Raw genomic sequence first — 20,549 nt, 5'->3', positions numbered from 1 at the left:
TTTGAAATATTGGGGGTGTCATCATATGAGCTACCAAGATCGCGGCATGAAGAAATGGGGCGGTTTTTTATTAAGTGAACATACAGAAGAGATGCAAAATGCTGAGCCAACTTTAGTATGGAAAGAAGCTATGACTACAGAATTTATCGAAAGCGTACTAGCTAGCGCGATGACACATCAGTCTACGCTTGTTATCCAGAAAAAACCATTAAATCCAGAAGCCGCTCCTGAAAATGATATTATTGGTCGTATTTCAGGAGTGGAAAATAACACCATTTATATTAAAAACTCTGAAGGTACTGTCCCGCTTTCCTTCTCTGCCATTCGAAACATAGAAGAAAGGAGTGTCGACAAATGGTACAAGTAGAAGATTACAGCCGTGCACCACGCCGTGATATTTTGTGCATCGATATTAAATCGTTTTTTCGCCTCGGTTGAGTGTGTCAAACGTCGGCTGAATCCACTTGAAGCTTATTTAGTAGTAATGAGTAACGGCGACCGGGCTGGTGGACTTGTTTTAGCTGCAACACCAAAAATGAAAGAAATTCACCGCATTAAAACAGGGTCAAGAATGTATGAACTCCCTACTTGGGATGAGCGCATTATTATTGCACCACCGCGTATGAAACTATATTTAAAAGTAAACGCGATGATTCAAGCTATTTTTAGACGATACGTTCCTGCAGAATTCATTCATGTTTACAGTATTGATGAATGCTTTTTAGACATCACTGGATCACATCTGTTATTTGGTAGTACAAAAGAAATTGTCCATAAAATTCAGCGTGATATTTTAGAGGAATTACGGCTGTATGTCACTGTTGGCATTGGTGACAATCCACTTCTTGCCAAGCTCGCTCTTGATAATGTGGCTAAAAACCGTGATGATGGAATCGCTGAATGGCGCTATGAAGATGTCCCAGAAACAATTTGGAAGATTAAGCATTTAGATGATGTATGCGGAATCGGTCACAGGACTGCTACTCGACTACAAAAAATGGGGATTTTCACTATGTATCAACTTAGCCAAACCCCGCCCCAAGTATTAAAAAACGCAATGGGAGTTATTGGCGAACAGCTTTACTATCACGCACACGGAATTGATTACAGTCTTTTAAACGAAAAATATGTCCCTGTTAGTAAAAGTTATGGAAAAAGCCAAATTCTGGAAAAAGACTATCATATTCCGGCTGAAGTGGAGATAGTTATTCGTGAAATGGTTGAGGAAGTAGCAATGCGTTTGCGCCAAAACCATGTGGATACGGAGGTTATTCATTTAAGTATCGGCTACAGCAAATACAGCATAAAAAAAGGATTCAGCCATCAAGCTAAAATCCCTTCTACTAGTAGTAGTCATGCGCTTATCCCTTATTTCTTGCAACTATTCAGACGTTACGATGAACGCGAACCCGTGCGCTCCATTGCGATTTCGTGTGGTAAACTCACTTTAAAAACCGGACTGCAACTCAATCTATTTGAGGATGCCACTCGCACATTAAATCACGAGCAATTAGAAGTAACTGTCGATAAAATTCGCACTCGTTATGGTTTTAAATCACTTATGCATGCGAGCAGTTTACTAAATGGAGCGACTGGATTAAAACGTTCTGAAATGGTTGGTGGTCACAAAGGTTAACTTATTCTGGTTTTACGCGGAACAAGAAATCCTCTACCATTGTTGTAAATATTTTTGGTTGTTCAATTTGTAAATTATGCCCTGCAAAATCAAGAATAGCAAAAGAAGCATGTGGATATTTTTCGAGCAATGTAAGCCCGTCTGCGTATCCCACATGATCATCTTGACGACCAAATAAGAATAATGCCGGTATATCGAACAAAGCTTTTTCATCTGGGTCAAAGCTCAGTGCATAGTTTGCTGATAATCGGTCCAAAAATTCCGAGTCCGCATTAATTATTCCAGCCATTACTTCTGCTAAGAAACGATTCCAGTTTCTCGCTGTTAAAATGACGCCACTTTTTGAAAAATAAGTTCTGTCTTCCACAGATAACAATTCCAAAAAAGCTTCATCTTCATACATGACTTTTTGTTCTGGTAATGTTCTTCTTTCCTTTTCTGGGTAGATTACTGGACAGATAAGCAAGAGACCAAGCACTCTACCTGGCATTTTTGCTGCTATTCCACGAGCTAAATAACCACCATAAGATTCCCCGGCGAGTATAAACTGCTGGCCAGGGATTACTGCTTCAATAAATTCTAACAACAAAGTGAGTACATGGTCGGCATTTTGAATAGAATCATAGTTCTCGGTTTTTCCCATTCCTGGTAAATCTAAATAAATGCGTGAAAACGGGCTTTCTTTGTCAAAAACTGGTTCCATACAACCAATCATCAGCTGCGAATCAGGCGCAAAGCCATGAATCATTATTATTGGTATTCCTTCACCATATTTTTCATAATAAACGTCTACGCTACGGATTGTTTTATGCATACTAATTCCTCCTGGCGTTTATTTTTATCATAACATATTATTCTTCTGCCATCCGGTACCCAACACCTATTTCCGTCAAAATATAGGCTGGCTCAGCAGGATTTTTTTCGATTTTCCGCCTAATATTACTCATGTTTACCCGCAGTGCTTGGTTTTCACTTGGATAAGGTCCCCAAATTTCCCGAATAATAAAATCATGTGTAAGGACTTTTCCAGCATGGCGAGCTAATAGGAGCAAAATTTTATATTCAATCGGCGTAAAGTGAATTTCTGTATCGCCCATTTTGACAAGTCGGCGGTCGTCATCGATATAAAGGTCTTGAATGTGGATAATATGGTCATTTGGCGCTTCTTTGCTGCTTGGTTGAATGTGTCGTAGCGCTGTTCGAATACGCGCAAGTAGTTCTGATGTGCCGAATGGTTTCGTAATATAATCATCTGCGCCAAGGTCAAGTGCAGTTACTTTCTCCCGTTCATGATCACGCGCAGATACAACAATAATCGGCACTTTTGACCAAACACGAATATCCCGGAGCACATCTAGTCCTTCCACATCTGGCAAACCAAGGTCAAGCAACACTACATCCGGTGAATGGCTAGCTGTCTGTTCTAGCGCTTCTTTACCGTTCACTGCTTTAATCACCGCATAATCGCTAGCCGTCAAAACAGCTGAAATAAAATTACTAATGCCTTCTTCATCTTCCACAATTAGCACAAGTCGTTTGCTGTTCATTTTCCATCTCCTCCGTCTAGTGGCAAAGTGAACCAGAATGTCGCCCCGCCATGTTCGTTGTTTTTCGCTTCTAAAGTCCCGTCATGCGCTCGAATAATCGACATACAAATCGATAAACCAAGTCCTAGTCCGCGCGACATATCCGAACGTTCTCTCGCTTCCACAGCAAAAGTATCAAATAAATCTGGCAAGCGATTTTCCGGAATGCCTTTTCCGTTATCACGAACACTAAAAATCGCACTTTCCTTCGTTTTCGTCACGTTCACCCAAACTTCCGCACCAGGCCCACCATGTCGTAGCGCATTTTCCATTAAATTAATAAGGACTTGCTCAATTAGCGTACCGTCCATTGGAACCATAAGAAGGTCACGTGGTACTTTGACATGGATAGTTCGATCTGTGAAACGTTTTTTTATTCGACCAACAGCCTCACCAACAATTTCTTCCACAGCTTCTGGGGCTCGTTCCAAGCTCACTAAGCCTTCACTAATTCGTGTAACAGATAATAAGTTCTCAACCATCCGAATGAGCCAACCAGAATCATCTTTAATACCTTTAATCAAATTGTGTTCTGTTTCTTTATCTAATTCCGTTTCTTTTTCAAGTAAGGCTGAACTTGCTCCAACAATACCTGTTAGCGGTGTTCTTAAATCATGTGAAATTGCCCGAAGTAAATTACTTCTCATTTTTTCTTTGGCTGATTCGATAATGATTTGGCGTTGTTCTTCTGATAAATATTGCCGTTCTAGAGCTAGCGCCACTTGGGAACTAATCATTCGTAAAAATATCCGATTATCTTGTGTAAGCGGACCATCTTCCGAGGAGCAAGAAACGCCAATAACCCCAAGCACTTTCCCTTGCGACATGACTGGCATATAATAACCAAATGCTCCCATCAATGTATCAGTTCCGGCACCAGCCCGCTTTTTATTTTTAAAAACCCAGTGCGCGACAGCTTCTTCATCCGCACTAAGAAGCGCACTCGCATCTTCTTTTCCTTCCGCTTGTACGAAAATCCCTTTATTACTTTTAGCAGGGTCCGCAGAATAAAAAATGACAGAACGACTAAATAGATGCAAAATATATTCATTAGTTAAATCAATAATTCCTTTTAAATTGCGGGTGACTAATAGCCTTTTGTTGATTTCATAAAGCACTTCGGTTCGACGTTCGCGCTCGACAGCTAGGCTAGCTTGCGTTTTAATTCGCACAGTTAGCGCACTTGTAATAAGAGCGACTAAAAGCATAATTCCGAACGTCACCGGATAGCCTGCTTGAATTGTATTAAACGTATAAAGTGGTGTCGTGAAAAAGAAATTAAATAACATCACACCAATGATAGAACCCATAACACCATAAACATAGCCGCTTGTTACGCGAGAAATAATTAACACGGATAAAATATACACCATAATAACATTTTGATCACCGATACCAAATTCACTTAAAGCGACACATATCGCTGTTGCCAAAGTTAGCAGTAAAATCATTTTTGCCATATCATGCCAAGTCAAGAAGTTTTTAAAACGCATTTTCATTCGGCGTTTTTTAGTTTTTGGTTGGCTTGATGGGATAATATGCATATCAACATTATCCAGATGCGTAATAAGTCGATCCTCAAAATCTTCTTCAAATAAAGACCTTAACCCCATACGGCGACGTGATTTTCCAACGACGATATTTGTAACTCCTGTCAACCGGGCGTATTCGGCTACTGTCTCTGCAATGTCATGTCCAGCCAGTGTGACAATTTCAGCACCAAGTCGTTCAGCGAGTTCCATTGTTTCCCGAAGACATTTTTTCTCTGCCTTAGTCATGTAATCATTTTCTTCATTTTCAATATAAAGAGCGGTCCATGGTGCACGAAAAGCCTCGGCGGTGCGCGCTGTCCAACGAATAAGTTTTGCAGACGAAGGCGAAGTGCTAATACAAACTAGCCATTTACTACTCGCTCGCTTTTCTGGATAAACACCTGTTTGATCATATTCGTGGCTAATTCGGTCGGCTGCTTTTCGCATCGCAATTTCACGCAATAGTTTTAAGTTTTCTCTAGTGAAGAAGTTCTGCATGGCTGTTTTTGCGCGCGCTGGCTGGTAAATTTTGCCCTGTTCTAACCGTTTTAGAAGTTCATCGGGTTCAATATCAATTAACTTTACTCGGTCCGCCTCATCAAAAACATAGTCAGGAATCGTTTCGCGAACAGCTACTTTAGTGATACCTTCTACAATATCATTTAAGCTTTCAATATGTTGCACATTGACAGTCGTATATACATCGATTCCCGCTTGGAGCAATTCTTCCACATCTTGAAAGCGTTTCTTATTGCGTACGCCTGATGCATTCGTATGTGCGAGTTCATCTACCAAAATAAGTTCCGGTTTTCGTTTCAACGCTTCGTCCAAATCAAATTCTTTAAGCGCGATATTTTTATGATTGATTGCTTTAGGAGGGATAATCGGAATTCCTTCTAACATTCTAAGTGTTTCTTCTCTAGCATGAGGTTCAATATAACCCGCTACTACATCTACACCCGCTGCTAGTTGATCCTTGGCATCACTTAACATGGCGTAAGTCTTCCCAACACCTGCTGCAAATCCAAAATATATTTTTAACTTACCTACTGAAGAATCTGTTGTTTCTTCTTGCAAATTCACCAGTAGTGCATCCGGACTTGGACGATTCGTCTCCATATACTCGCCTCCAACTACTTACATTTTCAAACTATCTAATGCTAAATTCACTTGTAACACATTCACAGTTGGCTCACCCCAAAAACCTAACAATCGCTTACTTGTATGTTCAGCAATAATTTCTTTAACCACTTTGGTAGAAATTCCGCGTTCCTTAGAAATCCGGTCCACTTGATAAGCAGCTGCTGCCTCTGAAATGTCAGGATCTACTCCACTTGCTGAAGCTGTCACCAAATCCATTGGAATAACGCGGTTGTTGGCTGGATCTAGTTTGTGCCACCAAGCAATTCGTTTTTCAACTAATTGTTTTTGTTCTTCGCTAGTTGGGTTTAAATTAGTCGCCGCCCCGTCACTCGCAGCTCGCCCGATTAAGTATTCAGGCTGAGTAAATGTTTGGCCAATTTCGGTAGAACCATATTTTCCTGATTCCCCGTCTGCTAACTTTCCTTCTATTATACTGCCATTTGCTTTGTCCTGGAAAGCCGCACCTGCAATAATTGTGACAACCCCCGGATAAATTACGCCACATACCAATGTTAAAAGTAGAAATCCCACTACTGCCGGCTTCCAAATTTGCATAAATCTTTTCATGTTCTCTCCCCCTCTTAAACGATTCCTAAAACAGTTAACAGCATATCAATTAATTTAATAGCAATAAATGGCGCAATTAAACCACCGAGACCATAAATCAACATATTGCGACTTAATAACTTTCCAGCTGGCATTTCACGGTATTTTACGCCCTTTAAAGACAAAGGAATTAAAATTATAATAATCACCGCGTTATAAATAATTGCAGATAAAATCGCACTCGTCGGACTTGTTAAATTCATTAAGTTAAGTGCTTCAAGTTGTGGGAAAATCCCGTAAAAAAGTACAGGGATAATCGCAAAGTATTTCGCCAAATCATTGGCAACACTAAATGTAGTCAAAGCTCCGCGAGTCATTAAAAGTTGTTTTCCAATCCGAACAATATCAATTAATTTAGTTGGGCTAGAATCAAGGTCAACCATATTTCCAGCTTCTTTGGCAGCTTGAGTCCCTGTATTCATCGCAACAGCTACATCGGCTTGTGCAAGAGCTGGTGCGTCATTCGTCCCGTCTCCTGTCATTGCAACCAAATGTCCTTCTCGTTGATATTCGCGAATTAATTCCAATTTTGCTTCTGGAGTTGCTTCAGCTAGAAAATCATCCACACCAGCCTCTGCCGCGATTGCTGCTGCGGTCATTGGGTTATCACCGGTAATCATAATGGTTTTAATACCCATTTTCCGCAAATCAAGGAAACGTTCTTTCACTCCATTTTTCACGATATCTTTTAAATAAATAACGCCCAGCACTTTATTATTTCGAACTACTACAAGCGGTGTTCCGCCAGCACCTGCCACTTTGCTTACAATCGTATCGCATTCTTCTGGGTACGCGCCGCCATTTGCAGTTACATACGCTCGAACTGCATCAGCAGCGCCTTTTCGAATTGTATTTTCTTGATAATCAATCCCACTCATTCGTGTTGTTGCAGTAAAAGGTATAAACTCTGCGTGCATTTCAGCAAAATCTCGGCCGCGAATATCAAAACGTTCTTTTGCTAATACAACAATGCTTCGACCTTCTGCAGTTTCATCTGCAATCGAGGACAGTTGAGCCGCATCCGCTAACTCTTGTTCTGTCACCCCATCCACTGGTAAAAATTCGCTTGCTTTCCGATTTCCTAGTGTAATCGTACCAGTTTTATCAAGTAAAAGTACATCCACATCTCCAGCCGCCTCAATCGCCCGGCCACTCATTGCTAAAACATTCGCTTGATTTAAACGGCTCATTCCAGCAATTCCAATGGATGAAAGCAATGCGCCGATAGTAGTTGGCGCCAAACAAACGAGCAAAGCAATCACATTCGTAATCGAAATCGCCGAACCAGCACCTGCCTGTTTACTCGCAAAATCAGTAAATGGTAAAAGCGTTGCTGAAACAGCCAGAAAAATAATTGAAAGCGTCACAAGTAAAATTTGCAAAGCTATCTCATTTGGCGTCTTTTTCCGTGAAGCGCCTTCCACCATCGCAATCATTTTATCTAAGAAACTTTCTCCAGACACCGCCGTTACACGAACAACTAACCAGTCAGAAACAAGTGTAGTTCCGCCCGTCACAGCGCTCCTATCCCCACCAGACTCACGGATTACCGGCGCGGATTCTCCTGTTATCGCACTTTCATCAACCGAGGCCGCACCTTCAATAACTTCACCGTCCATCGGGATTTGTTCATTCGCAAGAACATACACAATATCGCCTTTTTTCAAATCATTCGAAGCTACTTCAATCACATCAGTTTTATCATCAACATTCTTTAATTTTCGAGCTAAAACGTCTTTTCGAGCCATTTTTAAACTATCAGCCTGTGCTCGACCTCGACCTTCCGCAATCGCCTCTGCAAAATTTGCAAATAACACTGTAAACCATAAAATTAGCGCAATCGCTAGCGTATAACCGGACTTCTCATCCGAAATACCGAAAAAGCCAAGAAAATAAAGGCTAGTTGCCAAAATCGCACCTACATAAACAAGCAACATTACCGGATTTTTCACTTGCAGTTTTGGAGACAATTTTTTCATCGACTGAATTAGCGCATCTTTCCAAATACCATTTTCCATCATTTCCATTCACCTCATTTGAAAGTTGTAAAGAAGTCCGCAATCGGTCCGAGTGCAAGCGCCGGCAAGAAACTAAGGGCGCCAACAAGTACCACAACACCAATTAAAAGACCAATAAACATGCCATTTTTCGTCGATAATGTTCCACTACTAGCTGCAACCGAACTCTTTCCAGCCATATTTTGAGCCAAGTAAAGCGCCGCAACAAGTGGGATAAAACGAGCAAGTAACATCATTACTGCGCCGACCATATTTGTAAATGTCGTATCCGCTGCAAACCCAGCAAAAGCACTACCATTATTATTTCCCATTGAAGTAAATGCATAAAGTACCTCAGAAAAACCGTGCGCCCCACTCGCCGAAACAGAAGCTTGCACACTCGGCATCATTACCGCAACCGCCGTACCAAACAAAGTCAACAGTGGAGGAACTAAAATAAGCAAACAAACCATTTTCATATCATAAGGTTCAATTTTCTTCCCTAAATATTCTGGCGTCCGCCCAACCAATAGTCCCGCAATAAACACCGTCAAAATAATAAAGCCAATCATTCCATAAAGTCCACTACCAACGCCGCCAAAAATAACTTCACCAAGCTGCATAAAGAACATCGGAACTAGCCCACCGAGCGGAGTCAAGCTATCGTGCATCGCATTCACAGCCCCGTTTGAAGCAGCCGTCGTAGAAGCCGCAAAAAGCGACGATCCACCAACACCAAAACGCACCTCTTTACCTTCCAAACTTCCAGAAGCCGCAACCCCTTGGTAACTTGGACCTGCAAATTGTTCTGAGATAGTGATGGCAACAACACCAACGACGAAAACAATCATCATCGCCGTCATAATTGCGCGCCCTTGCTTACTGTCCTTCACCGCGCGCCCAAACATTACAACAAGCGCCACTGGAATAAGCAAAATTGCAAGCATCTCTATTAAATTAGTAAAACTAGATGGATTTTCAAAAGGAAACGCAGAATTCGCTCCAAAAAAACCGCCGCCATTTGTTCCAAGCTGCTTAATTGCAATTTGACTTGCAGCCGGACCTAGTGGAATCAATTGTTTCGCTCCATTTTCAAGCGTCTCAACAACTGAATAATCAGCAAATGATTGCACCACCCCTTGTGAAACTAGAAGAAGCGCCAAAATAAGCGAAAGTGGCAACAGAATATACAATGTCACCCGAAATAAATCTTGCCAAAAATTTCCTACTGTTTTCTGTTTCTTCCATATAAAACCACGTATTACCGCAAATAAAACTGCAATCCCTGTCGCTGCTGAAACAAAATTTTGTACTGTTAACCCAATCGACTGGGAAAAATAAGATAAAGTTGCCTCACCTGAATAAGCTTGCCAGTTCGTATTCGACACAAAACTCGCTGCTGTATTAAATGCAAGACTAAAGCTAAGACCTTTCATACCTTCCGGGTTAAGTGGTAAAAAGCCTTGCATCATTAACACTGCCATTACAAATACAAAACCAACCGCGCTAAAAGCAAGTACCGACACAGCATAACGTTTCGCTGACATTCCAACCTCACTCACACCCATCAGCCGATAACCAAACCGTTCAACCGGCTCAAGCACTCGGGACAAAAACACTTTTTCCCCAATCATTACTTTATACATATAAATTCCAAGTGGTACGGCTAAAACTAACAACAATACAACAAAAAACACATCTTGCAGCACGATATACTTCATAAATCCTCACCTCTAAATAACACATAAAATAAATACACCAACAAGCCTAAACCGATTATTCCAGCAATCACTAGAACAACACCCATTTTCCGTTCACCCCTTCATCGTACTCTTTCCACCACTAATCCTATCAACAAACGTATAAAGACAGTGTTAAGATTAGAGAAGCTTACATAAAGATTCCGTTAAAATCCTAATGTGTGTAATTTTTACACACAAAAAAAGCCAATGTGTAAGCAAAAAACAAAATGAAAACCCTTTTATAGCCACATTTAAAGTTGGCACGGTACTTGCATATATAATAAGTGTTAAGAGAATTATCTAGAGGAGGAAATAATCATGAAAACAATTATGTTAGTATGTTCAGCAGGTATGTCTACCAGCTTACTAGTTACAAAAATGGAAAAAGCCGCTGCAGAAAAAGGCCTTGAAGCGAAAATTTTTGCCGTTGCAGAAGCAGAAGCAGCTAACCATTTAGACGAAATCGACGTATTATTACTTGGACCACAAGTACGTTTCTTAGAAGGCAACATGAAGAAAAAATTGGAGCCAAAAGGTATTCCATTAGCTGTTATTAACAGTGTTGATTATGGAATGATGAAAGGCGACAAAGTTTTAGAACAAGCATTAGATTTAATGAAGTAAAAAGAGGGTAATTACAGCTAGCTAGCTGAAAATTATAAAAAATTGAAGAGGTATAGTAATAACAGTATGTTTTAGAAATTATGTATTCGTCTTAATCCGTGCTATTACTTTATCCTCAAAAAAGGAGAATAAAAAATGAATGGTTTTATCGCATTTATGGAGAAATATTTCATTCCCTATGCTGCCAAAATTGGTGGACAACGTCATTTAGTAGCAATCCGTGATGGTTTCATTACAACTATGCCACTTATGATTCTAGGGTCTTTCGCCGTTTTAATTAACAACTTCCCAATTCCAGCTTACCAAAAATTCATGAATAATTTATTTGGTGAAGGAACTTGGCAAGCATTTGGCGGAAACGTTTGGAACGGTACTTTTGCTATCTTAGCATTACTTATCGCTTTCACTGTAGCTTATAACTTAGCTAAATCTTATGATAAAGATCCACTTTCTTCCGCAGTAGTTTCTGTAGCAACTTTCTTCACTATTGGTGCAATCGCTCCAGGTGCAGATGGTGTCCCAAATACTGGTGGTCTTGGATCAACTGGTCTTTTCTTAGCTTTAATTATTGCAATTCTTTCCACTGAAATCTTCACACGTTTAAGTGGTAGCCCGAAACTAATTATCAACATGCCTGATGGTGTTCCACCGGCAGTTTCACGTTCATTCGCAGCTTTATTCCCTGCAATGATCACTGTTTCTATCTTTGGTCTAATCACTGCATTCTTCCAAGCAGCAGGCGTAAGTAACTTAGTAATTTCTTTCTATGAATTAGTTCAAGAACCGTTCATGGGTCTTGCAAACTCCTTGCCAGCAGCATTATTACTCGCATTCGTTTCTGCTTTCCTTTGGTTCTTTGGTTTACACGGTGCGAACATTATCGACCCGTTCATGCAAACAATCAATATTCCAGCAATCGAAGCTAACGTAAAAGCATTAGAAGCTGGTAAAGAACTTCCTTACATTGTTAACAAACCTTTCTTTGACTCTTTCGTTAACTTAGGCGGAACTGGGGCAACTATCGGTTTAATCATTGCTATCTTTATCGTAGCTCGTAAACACAAAGCGTACATGACAGTTTCTAAATTGTCTGCAGCGCCAGGTCTTTTCAATATTAACGAACCAATGATGTTTGGTCTTCCAATCGTCTTGAATCCAATTATGTTCATTCCGTACATCTTGGCACCACTTGTACTTGTAACTGTCGCTTACTTTGCAACAGCTATTGGTTGGGTACCAGCTTGTACTATCGTAACTCCTTGGACTACACCACCAATTATCGGTGGAGCACTTGCAACACAAAGTATCGCTGGTGGCGTACTTGCAGCTGTAAACTTAGGATTATCTATTCTAATCTTCCTTCCATTCGCGAAAATCGCTCAAATTCAAGAGCTACGTCGTGAAAGAGAAGCACTTGCTGCTGAAGGCGTTACTGCTGAATAATTTTTAAAAACCAAAACTTTAAGGACGTGTTTACAGATGGATTTAGAACAAACAATTATGAGCTTGATCGTGTTCGGTGGTAATGCTAAAAGTGACGCTATGTTAGCCATTGATTCCGCTAAAAAAGGGGATTTCGCTCAAGCAGACGAACAAATCGCCCAAGCAGAACAAGCACTACTTGAAGCGCATCATTCTCAAACAAAACTTATACAAGGTGAAGCACGTGGCGAAAAAACAGAAGTTTCCCTTCTACTCGTTCACGCACAAGACCACTTAATGAACGCAATCACTTTCAAAGATTTAGCGAAAGAAATTGTAGACCTTTATAAGAATAAATAAAACTTAAAAAACCAGTTGGCGTTATGCCAGCTGGTTTTTTTCTTCTACTAAATCGGTATCTGATCGAATAATTGCTAATACTACGCCTATTGCAATAAAATTACCTAGCACAGCACTCCCACCATAACTAATGAAAGGAAGCGGAATCCCCGTGAGTGGCATAAGTCCAACAGTCATACCAATATTCTCAAAAATATTAAATGCAAAACTCACTGCAAAGCCCGCTAAAACAAGCGATGAAAAAGTATTCTTCATCAATAGTGCAGCCATAATTAATTGATGAATAAGAAGCATAAATAAAATTAACAACAAACTGACACCAACAAACCCAAACTGATGCCCAATCGTACTAAAAATCATATCTGTATGACTTTCAGGAATATACGCATTTGTTCCTGAACTACCAGTCATCATCCCCGAACCAACAGCTTTCATTGACAAATTGAGCTGGTACACTGCGTCAGGATCTGTCGTTGGATCAAGCCACGTCTGAATCCGCGAAAACTGGTACGCGTGAAACCCAATTTTCTCTAATAAGCTAATGTGATACACGACAACATACATCCCAATTGTTGCAGCTGTTAAGATTAACGTAATAATTCCGACCATCAGCTTCGTCGATTTAATTGCCAGTAAAATAATCGCTAGCGCCGTAACCCCGTAAACAATCGTCGTACCAAGGTCTGGTTGTTTCATAATTAATAGTAATACTATCCCAGTAAGCACCGTCAGAATCCCTAATTGTTTCCATTTTTGCGCTTGATATTTCACTGCAAAATGCGCCAATGCAAAGATAAAAATGGATTTTACTACTTCAGAAGGTTGAAAAGATAGCCCAGCGAAGCGATACCAACGCGTCGCCCCATTTATATTTTGAACTAACGGATTAGGAATGAGTATACCTAGTAGTGTAATGACCATAATCACATACAGCCAAATCGCATGATGGCGTAAAAATTCTATCGGGAGCCTAGAAACTCCAAAACAAGTAAGCGTCCCAATTGCCAAAAATACCAATTGCATTCCTAAAAAATTCGTATTGTACTGGTTTGTCTGTTGAGCAAAATATATCGCCACACAACTAACTAAAGACAATAAGAATACCGATAGAATAATTCGGTTATAAAGTACATCTCGTTTCATAAATACACGACCTCTCTCGTTTTAGCTAGTGCATTCCGTCTCGCTGCTGCTAGTACAAACCCAACTGCGCACGAAAGCATGACAACCGAACTACCCCCGTAACTAATAAACGGCAACGGAACTCCAGTAAGCGGAATAATCCCACTCACTCCTCCAAGATTCAAAAACATCTGCACCGAAATCCAAGCGGCAACTCCTATACAAACCATCGAATCGAAAATAAACTGACTACAAACAGCAATATAAAGTGCGGTAAAACTGAGCAACATCAGCAAAAACATCGTCCAAATAACACCAAAAACACCAAGTTCCTCCGCAATCACCGTCATAATAAAATCCGTATGCGGCTCCGGCAAATACCCTAATTTCTGGATGCTACCTCCTAAACCAGTTCCAAATACCCCACCACTTCCAATCGCATAGTAGCCATTTCTAAGTTGATAAGAAGCATCTAAGTTTTCAAGGTTAAAAGGATCCAAAAAAGCAAATCTGCCCAATTTTGCCGAACTAAAAAAGTCTGGGTGAAAGAAGTAAATCAGCATTGCTACAAGTAATAAGAGACCGAAAGTCCAAATTGCAATTCGCACAAGGCGCGAGAGGCCCACTCCGCTTGTTAAAAGCAAAGCGACCCCAATAACACCTAAAATTAAAGCCGTGCCGAGATCCGGCTGTAAGAAGACTAATGCTATAGTAAGAAACAAGAAGCCTAGCACCCAATGTTGTACTCGCACCCCGCAACCTTTCCTTAAGAAAACAGTCGCAATCACAAGTATTAATAGCAATTTGACAGTTTCAGTAGGCTGGAATGTCACTCCGAAAATAGATAACCATCTTTGGGCATTATTAGCCGCATTACCAGTTACAAGCACTAAAACTAATAGACCTAGAAGACCCAAAGAAAGAATACGTAACGTCACCCGCTGATAAAATAATTTCACATTTATACGCGAGCAAATAAGCAAGCCCAAAAGACCAAGTCCATAAAAGAGGAGCTGTCTATTAAAGAAATAACTAGGTTCTACTTTGTAACGCATGATTGCAACCCCATAACTCGTGCTATAAACAAGTAGCAAACTCCATACTGCCAGAAGCAAATACGTTACAAAGAGCAATCGGCCCGCACGCATTTAAATCCACTCCCGGAATTTCCGAATATAAATAGTTTTTACTAGTTGCATCGTAGCCATGTATCCAACAAGAATGAGGATTAACCATGGGAAGTAACTACCTGGCAAGCTCACAAAACCTATACTGTGACCAAATCCGGTAAACGGAATCACAATACCTAATGCCATCACGACTAGTGTTGCAATCATTACCGGAGCAGCTGCCCGACTTTGAATGAAAGGTATTTTCTCTGTCCGAATCATATGAACAACTAAAGTTTGAGTGAGTAAGCCGACAACAAACCAACCACTGTGGAATAAAGCTTGCTCTGCTACCGTGTTTGCACTAAATACAAACCACATAATTAGAAACGTCGCAATATCAAAAATCGAACTTACTGGCCCAATACATAGAATAAAGCGCAACATTCCTTTTTGTTCCCATTGATGCGGCTTCTTCAAAAATGAGCGATCCATTTTGTCCCAAGGAAGTGTTAATTGAGAGAAATCATAAAGCAGATTTTGTAGCAAAAGATGTAAAGATAGCATTGGTAAAAAGGGAATAAATGCACTTGCCACCAAAACACTAAACACATTACCGAAGTTAGAGCTGGCCGTCATTTTAAGGTATTTTAGAATATTACCGAATACATTCCGACCTTCCATCACCGCATCATTTAAAACCGTTAAGCTTTTCTCCAGTAAAATTACTGAGCTTGCGTCTTTGGTAATGTCTGCCGCTGTATCAACAGAAATACCAACATCCGCTTTCCTAAGAGCCGGAGCATCATTAATTCCGTCACCAAGAAATCCAACCGTATGCCCCGCTTTTTTAAGCAAACCAATAATTCGCGATTTTTGCATTGGGGTTAATTTAGCAAAAATGTGATATTTCCGTAATTCACGTGTGAGTTCTTCATCGGATAGTTCCTCTATATCAGCACCTAGTAAAAACCCATTCGCTGGGATGCCGACTTCCTGACAAATCCGCTTTGTTACAATTTCGTTATCGCCCGTTAAAACTTTTATGTTAATCTGATTTTTGAAAAGATGAGCGATTGCTTCTTTCGTCGATGCTTTTACTGGATCGCGGAAACCGAGGAATCCCGCAATAATCATTTGTTCTTCGTCAGTCTTAGTAAATACTTTTCCAACTTTTCCAGTTTTATAAGCCACTGCAATCACGCGAATTCCTGAGCGATTCATTTCGGCACACATGTCTTGAAGTCCGCTCTTTTCTGATTCAGTTAGTGTCGAAACAGCGCCACCAAATTCCTTATGAGTGCATACAGTGAGCATTTCTTCCACCGCGCCTTTTGTAATCATCCTTGTTTCTGCCCTATTTTCGACCACCACACTCAAACGGCGTCGATCAAAATTGAATGGAATCTCGCCAACTTTTTTCCAACCTGATGCAGTACTCTCATCCAATTTAGCAATAACTGCATGATCTAAAACATTTTTCCAACCAGTTTGGAAGTAACTGTTTAAATAAGCCATTTTTAAGACGCGTTCTGAGGTTTCGCCAGCACTATCAATGTATTTTACAAGTTCTAGTTTATCTTCCGTGAGCGTGCCTGTTTTGTCCGTACACAAAATGTCCATCGCACCGATATTTTGAATGGCGCTCAGTTCTTTCATGATTACTTTTTTCTTCGACATATTGATGGCACCTTTTGCCAAGTTCGTGCTGACAATCATAGGTAGCATCTCAGGTGTAAGGCCAACAGCAATAGCTACTGCATATAGAAATGCTTCTAACCAATTGCCTTTCATAAGCCCGTTAATCATAAATACAATCGGTACCATCACCATCATAAAATAAAATAGTAATTTCGAAATTGATTTAACACCTTTATCAAAACTAGTATCGCCGCGGCGTTCAGTAGCTGCGATGGACAACGAACCAAAGAACGTCGAGCTTCCAGTCCGCAAAACAACTGCCCGGCCATGCCCACTTAACACATCTGTCCCCATAAATAATAGGTTTTCCCGTTCAAAAATTTCTGGATTGGCACTTTTGTCTTCCACAAATTTTTCAGCAGGAATCGATTCTCCAGTGAGCGCCGATTGATTAATTAATAAATCCGTAGCCGAAATAACTCGCGCATCTGCTGGGATAATATCTCCCGCCGAAATTTCAATTAAATCTCCAGGTACGATTGCGTCTTGCATTACCAGATCCATGGAGCCATTTCGAATAACATTGACTCTATTTTTCACCATATTTTTTAGCGCATAGCTAGCCCGCTCTGCTCTACTCGTTTGAACAAATCCAAGAATTCCGCTTGCTAAGATCATTAATGCCATAATTATTGTCGCTTCCATGTCGTCCGTCAAATACGAAACAACCATTAACATCGCTAAAATATAGATAAACGGATCATTAAACGCCCGAATAAAGAGCCGCAAATTTGATACTTTCTTTTCTTCCACAGTTTGATTGGGACCAAATTCCGCTAATCTTTCTGTAACTTCTACGTTTGTGAGCCCCGTTTCCATTACACCTAGCTTTTCTAAAACTTTTTCTTTGCCCATTTGTGATTCTTTGAGCAAATTGTTACCTTGCATTTTTGCGTGTGTTTTTTTCATTTTCCTTGCCTCCAATTCTTTCTAGGCAAGCTGAGAATAACGTTTATGTGCGCCAGAGATGAAGGTTAGTCACTCTTGCAGCTTGATTACTATAATACGAGTCCGGTTCTTCTACTTCCTCTCCCTGATGGTGGTCCATTGCCTTCATCTCCTTTCGAATTTTATCTAAGCTTAATTATCTAAAAAAAGGATTTTAATTCCCAGATAATTATTTTCATAATAAACATGAAAAAAGTCCTTACCAAAACCTTGGCAAGGACTTCTGAATTCATACGCATACTAAAACAGACTCCCCTCGCTAAAGTTTTGGCACTATACAACGTAAAGAATTACTCTTAGCCACATTATGGAAAGCCTTAATCCGACAATCCCTGTTCTACCCATTGGCGTCTTTGGACATTTTTGGGCAGTGGCCTGTGTTTGCATAGGAGCCTCACCTAACAGGCAAAACTACATATTTATTATCGCTCTAATCGTCTACGAGTTTAACATAGAAAATCTAAGCTCGCAAGACAAAATGTAAAATACTTAACTTTTATTTAACTTTTCGTTATTTATTTCAACAATTTTAACAAAACATCTGCTAAGGCATCTGCAGTTGTCGTAATCGTTGGCGGGCGTTTATAAATATCATCTCTCACTTTTTCCACCATGATTAGCAAAATAACACTATTTAAAATTAAAGAGATGGCATCTGCTTCTTGTGTCGAGTTCTTACTTGGAACCATTTCTTTTACTTTTTGATTAACCCGCTCGTATAGATATTCGACAATTGAGGGATCAATAAACTCCATATCTTTACTGCCCATTTCGCGAACAGAAATCACCATAAAATCTCGATATTTTTCATAAATATCTGAAATAAACTGGCTCGCTTGACGTAAAAAAACCTTGGCACTTTCAAAATCTTTATCAAAAAATTGGTTGATTTCTGCTTTCATACTTTCAAATTGCACTTCTAACGTCATATGAATTAAATTATCTTTATTCTTAAATTTTTTAAATATCGTAGCTTCATTTATTCCAGCAGCTTCTGCTAATTGTCTTGTGGTAGAGCCTTTTATGCCATTTTTCGCCATCATACATAGCGTTGCATCCATGATGGATTCATTTGTAATCATTATTATACCCCCGTTCAACTAAGTAAGCACTTGCTTATATTCAGTATAACAAAGACCGACCTTTTTGACAATTTAATTACAATTTGTCGATAACAGGTATAAGATATGTGAAATGTGTAATAATGGAGGTAGAATATTTAAAAGAATTGGAAGTGACTTACCATGCAAAAAACGAGAAAAGAACGTATTTTAGAAGCTTTGAAAGAAGACAAGAAAAATAAAAAAAGTAAAAAATTCAAAACTAGTGCAACAATTGCTGGAGTTACAGCCATCGCGACCTCTATTACCGTTCCAGGAATTGAAGTAATTGTTAGTGCTGATGAAACAGCACCAGGAGACGAAGCTTCTAAAAGCGCAGAAGCTAACACAACTACAGAAAAACAAGCGAATTCAACTCCTGCAAACGCGACAGAACAAACAGTTGAACCGAAGCAAACTGAGGCCAAAGAACCCACTAAAACACCAGAAGAAAATCAACCCACAGCAAATAATGCAGAAAAAGCTCCAGCTGAACCCAAAACAATTAGCAACCCAGATAATACAACAAGCTCTTCTACACCAGCTACTTACAACCTACTACAAAAATCAGCACTCCGTTCGGGAGCAACTGTTCAAAGCTTTATCCAAACTATCCAAGCCTCTTCTTCCCAAATCGCAGCAGCAAATGACCTATACGCATCTGTCATGATTGCCCAAGCCATTTTAGAAAGTGCTTATGGAACAAGCGAATTAGGCTCTGCTCCAAACTATAACCTTTTTGGAATCAAAGGGGCTTACAACGGCCAATCCTACACAAAACAAACACTAGAAGATGATGGTAAAGGAAACTACTACACAATCACAGCTAAATTTAGAAAATATCCGTCTTATCATCAATCTCTAGAAGATTACGCCAAAGTTATTCGTAACGGCCCAAGCTGGAACCCAAATTACTACTCCAAAGTTTGGAAAAGCAACACTACTTCTTATAAAGACGCAACCAAGGCTTTAACAGGAACTTATGCAACGGATACAGCTTATGCAACTAAATTAAATGATTTAATAAGCCGATACAACTTAACACAATACGATAGCGGCAAAACAACTGGTGGAAATTCCGGGAGCACTAGTAACACTGGGAACACAAACACTTCCAACGCAAAAATCTACACAGTTGTAAAAGGAGATTCACTTTGGAAAATCGCGAGCAAACACAAAGTAACTATCGCTAACTTAAAATCTTGGAACAACCTGAAATCCGATTTCATTTACCCTGGTCAAAAACTTAAAGTAAGTGCTGGGACGACGACAAGTAACACGAATACATCGAAACCAAGCACGGGAACAAGCACATCCAAACCAAGTACTAGCACAAGCGCTAAAGTATACACAGTTGCTAAAGGTGACTCGCTTTGGAGAATCGCGACTAATCATAAAGTAACGATTGCTAACTTAAAATCTTGGAACAACCTAAAATCCGATTTCATTTACCCTGGTCAAAAGCTTAAAGTAAGCACTGGGACGACGACAAGCAACACGAATATATCCAAACCGACTACGAGTACTAACACATCCAAACCAAGCACGAGCAACAATGCCAAAGTTTACACAGTTGCAAAAGGTGACTCGCTTTGGAAAATCGCGAGCAAACACAAAGTAACTATTGCTAACCTTAAATCTTGGAACAACTTGAAATCTGATTTTATTTATCCTGGACAGAAACTTAAAGTTAGCGCTGGGACGACGACAAGCAACACGAACACATCGAAACCAAGCACAAACAAACCAAGTAATTCCGCTGTAAAAACATATACTGTCAAAAAAGGCGACTCCCTTTGGACCATTTCTAGACAATATAAAACAACTGTAGAAAATATTAAAGCTTGGAATAAGTTAACAAGCAATATGATTCATGTGGGACAGAAATTAGCGATTAAGGGCTAAATATAGTAAAAAGCAC

At 39.9% G+C, this 20,549-nt stretch carries 17 protein-coding genes and 1 riboswitch; of the genes, 6 read left to right on the top strand and 11 right to left on the bottom strand.

Annotated elements, in window-relative coordinates:
* Positions 1-25 precede the first annotated feature (25 nt).
* Both HCB45_RS08635 and HCB45_RS08630 read left to right on the top strand, forming a co-directional pair.
* Entirely contained in the window at positions 26-367 is a 342-nt protein-coding gene (locus HCB45_RS08635) for a hypothetical protein (RefSeq protein WP_185319766.1), read from the top strand.
* Between the two features lie 12 nt (positions 368-379).
* Positions 380-1,636 (top strand): Y-family DNA polymerase, encoded by a 1,257-nt coding sequence (locus HCB45_RS08630; protein WP_185319765.1) that lies wholly within the window; start codon positions 380-382, stop codon positions 1,634-1,636.
* A gap of 1 nt (position 1,637) precedes the next feature.
* Here HCB45_RS08630 and HCB45_RS08625 read toward each other — a convergent pair whose 3' ends face one another.
* From HCB45_RS08625 to HCB45_RS08595, 7 genes are read right to left on the bottom strand one after another with little or no spacing between them, the layout of a single operon-like run.
* Positions 1,638-2,450 (bottom strand): alpha/beta fold hydrolase, encoded by an 813-nt coding sequence (locus tag HCB45_RS08625; protein ID WP_185319764.1) that lies wholly within the window; start codon positions 2,448-2,450, stop codon positions 1,638-1,640.
* 37 nt (positions 2,451-2,487) lie between these two features.
* Positions 2,488-3,183, bottom strand: a complete 696-nt coding sequence (locus tag HCB45_RS08620) for a response regulator (protein ID WP_185319763.1) — start codon at positions 3,181-3,183, stop codon at positions 2,488-2,490.
* On the bottom strand, positions 3,180-5,873 hold the full coding sequence (locus tag HCB45_RS08615) for an ATP-binding protein (RefSeq protein ID WP_185319762.1): 2,694 nt from the start codon (positions 5,871-5,873) through the stop codon (positions 3,180-3,182). Before HCB45_RS08615 ends, HCB45_RS08620 begins: the two co-directional genes overlap by 4 nt.
* Before the next feature lie 18 nt (positions 5,874-5,891).
* Positions 5,892-6,464, bottom strand: a complete 573-nt coding sequence (gene kdpC, locus HCB45_RS08610) for a K(+)-transporting ATPase subunit C (RefSeq protein WP_185319761.1) — start codon at positions 6,462-6,464, stop codon at positions 5,892-5,894.
* Between the two features lie 14 nt (positions 6,465-6,478).
* Positions 6,479-8,524, bottom strand: coding sequence for a potassium-transporting ATPase subunit KdpB (gene kdpB, locus HCB45_RS08605; protein WP_185319760.1), 2,046 nt, complete (start codon positions 8,522-8,524; stop codon positions 6,479-6,481).
* Between the two features lie 11 nt (positions 8,525-8,535).
* The gene (gene kdpA, locus HCB45_RS08600) at positions 8,536-10,221 is read right to left on the bottom strand and encodes a potassium-transporting ATPase subunit KdpA (RefSeq protein ID WP_185319759.1); all 1,686 of its coding nucleotides are present in this window, start codon (positions 10,219-10,221) and stop codon (positions 8,536-8,538) included.
* Positions 10,218-10,307, bottom strand: coding sequence for a potassium-transporting ATPase subunit F (locus HCB45_RS08595; RefSeq protein ID WP_015085182.1), 90 nt, complete (start codon positions 10,305-10,307; stop codon positions 10,218-10,220). Before HCB45_RS08595 ends, kdpA begins: the two co-directional genes overlap by 4 nt.
* A 253-nt stretch (positions 10,308-10,560) precedes the next feature.
* Here HCB45_RS08595 and HCB45_RS08590 point away from each other — a divergent pair, with 253 nt between their 5' ends.
* The 3 genes from HCB45_RS08590 to HCB45_RS08580 all read left to right on the top strand — a co-directional run bounded on the left by HCB45_RS08590 (position 10,561) and on the right by HCB45_RS08580 (position 12,648).
* Entirely contained in the window at positions 10,561-10,866 is a 306-nt protein-coding gene (locus tag HCB45_RS08590) for a PTS sugar transporter subunit IIB (RefSeq protein ID WP_003739890.1), read from the top strand.
* 135 nt (positions 10,867-11,001) lie between these two features.
* Entirely contained in the window at positions 11,002-12,309 is a 1,308-nt protein-coding gene (locus HCB45_RS08585) for a PTS sugar transporter subunit IIC (RefSeq protein WP_185319758.1), read from the top strand.
* A 36-nt stretch (positions 12,310-12,345) separates the two neighbouring features.
* Entirely contained in the window at positions 12,346-12,648 is a 303-nt protein-coding gene (locus HCB45_RS08580; RefSeq protein WP_003722042.1) for a PTS sugar transporter subunit IIA, read from the top strand.
* Positions 12,649-12,669: 21 nt separating this feature from the next.
* Here HCB45_RS08580 and HCB45_RS08575 read toward each other — a convergent pair whose 3' ends face one another.
* The 4 genes from HCB45_RS08575 to HCB45_RS08555 all read right to left on the bottom strand — a co-directional run bounded on the left by HCB45_RS08575 (position 12,670) and on the right by HCB45_RS08555 (position 18,610).
* Entirely contained in the window at positions 12,670-13,791 is a 1,122-nt protein-coding gene (locus tag HCB45_RS08575) for an FtsW/RodA/SpoVE family cell cycle protein (RefSeq protein ID WP_185619586.1), read from the bottom strand.
* Positions 13,788-14,918 (bottom strand): FtsW/RodA/SpoVE family cell cycle protein, encoded by a 1,131-nt coding sequence (locus HCB45_RS08570; RefSeq protein ID WP_185619584.1) that lies wholly within the window; start codon positions 14,916-14,918, stop codon positions 13,788-13,790. The genes HCB45_RS08575 and HCB45_RS08570 overlap by 4 nt, the downstream gene beginning before the upstream one ends.
* On the bottom strand, positions 14,919-17,489 hold the full coding sequence (gene mgtA / locus HCB45_RS08565; protein WP_185619582.1) for a magnesium-translocating P-type ATPase: 2,571 nt from the start codon (positions 17,487-17,489) through the stop codon (positions 14,919-14,921).
* 284 nt (positions 17,490-17,773) lie between these two features.
* Positions 17,774-17,941: riboswitch (M-box (ykoK) riboswitch) on the bottom strand.
* A 102-nt stretch (positions 17,942-18,043) separates the two neighbouring features.
* Positions 18,044-18,610, bottom strand: a complete 567-nt coding sequence (locus tag HCB45_RS08555; RefSeq protein ID WP_185319754.1) for a TetR/AcrR family transcriptional regulator — start codon at positions 18,608-18,610, stop codon at positions 18,044-18,046.
* A 162-nt stretch (positions 18,611-18,772) separates the two neighbouring features.
* Here HCB45_RS08555 and HCB45_RS08550 point away from each other — a divergent pair, with 162 nt between their 5' ends.
* Positions 18,773-20,533 carry a 1,4-beta-N-acetylmuramoylhydrolase gene (locus tag HCB45_RS08550; protein WP_185619580.1) on the top strand — a complete coding sequence of 587 codons (1,761 nt, stop codon included), beginning with the start codon at positions 18,773-18,775 and terminating at the stop codon, positions 20,531-20,533.
* Positions 20,534-20,549: the final 16 nt, after the last annotated feature.

The organism is Listeria farberi (assembly GCF_014229245.1).
Taxonomy (GTDB): domain Bacteria; phylum Bacillota; class Bacilli; order Lactobacillales; family Listeriaceae; genus Listeria; species Listeria farberi.
This window is presented reverse-complemented; position numbering and strand designations above follow the sequence as displayed.

What these genes read in the sequence shown, in the direction of transcription:
- HCB45_RS08635 (WP_185319766.1), top strand. Translation starts at nt 26, where the DNA reads ATGAGCTACCAAGATCGCGGCATGAAGAAATGGGGCGGTTTTTTATTA.
- HCB45_RS08625 (WP_185319764.1), bottom strand. Translation starts at nt 2,450, where the DNA reads ATGCATAAAACAATCCGTAGCGTAGACGTTTATTATGAAAAATATGGT.
- HCB45_RS08620 (WP_185319763.1), bottom strand. Translation starts at nt 3,183, where the DNA reads ATGAACAGCAAACGACTTGTGCTAATTGTGGAAGATGAAGAAGGCATT.
- HCB45_RS08615 (WP_185319762.1), bottom strand. Translation starts at nt 5,873, where the DNA reads ATGGAGACGAATCGTCCAAGTCCGGATGCACTACTGGTGAATTTGCAA.
- kdpC (WP_185319761.1), bottom strand. Translation starts at nt 6,464, where the DNA reads ATGAAAAGATTTATGCAAATTTGGAAGCCGGCAGTAGTGGGATTTCTA.
- kdpB (WP_185319760.1), bottom strand. Translation starts at nt 8,524, where the DNA reads ATGATGGAAAATGGTATTTGGAAAGATGCGCTAATTCAGTCGATGAAA.
- kdpA (WP_185319759.1), bottom strand. Translation starts at nt 10,221, where the DNA reads ATGAAGTATATCGTGCTGCAAGATGTGTTTTTTGTTGTATTGTTGTTA.
- HCB45_RS08595 (WP_015085182.1), bottom strand. Translation starts at nt 10,307, where the DNA reads ATGGGTGTTGTTCTAGTGATTGCTGGAATAATCGGTTTAGGCTTGTTG.
- HCB45_RS08590 (WP_003739890.1), top strand. Translation starts at nt 10,561, where the DNA reads ATGAAAACAATTATGTTAGTATGTTCAGCAGGTATGTCTACCAGCTTA.
- HCB45_RS08585 (WP_185319758.1), top strand. Translation starts at nt 11,002, where the DNA reads ATGAATGGTTTTATCGCATTTATGGAGAAATATTTCATTCCCTATGCT.
- HCB45_RS08580 (WP_003722042.1), top strand. Translation starts at nt 12,346, where the DNA reads ATGGATTTAGAACAAACAATTATGAGCTTGATCGTGTTCGGTGGTAAT.
- HCB45_RS08575 (WP_185619586.1), bottom strand. Translation starts at nt 13,791, where the DNA reads ATGAAACGAGATGTACTTTATAACCGAATTATTCTATCGGTATTCTTA.
- HCB45_RS08570 (WP_185619584.1), bottom strand. Translation starts at nt 14,918, where the DNA reads ATGCGTGCGGGCCGATTGCTCTTTGTAACGTATTTGCTTCTGGCAGTA.
- mgtA (WP_185619582.1), bottom strand. Translation starts at nt 17,489, where the DNA reads ATGAAAAAAACACACGCAAAAATGCAAGGTAACAATTTGCTCAAAGAA.
- HCB45_RS08555 (WP_185319754.1), bottom strand. Translation starts at nt 18,610, where the DNA reads ATGATTACAAATGAATCCATCATGGATGCAACGCTATGTATGATGGCG.
- HCB45_RS08550 (WP_185619580.1), top strand. Translation starts at nt 18,773, where the DNA reads ATGCAAAAAACGAGAAAAGAACGTATTTTAGAAGCTTTGAAAGAAGAC.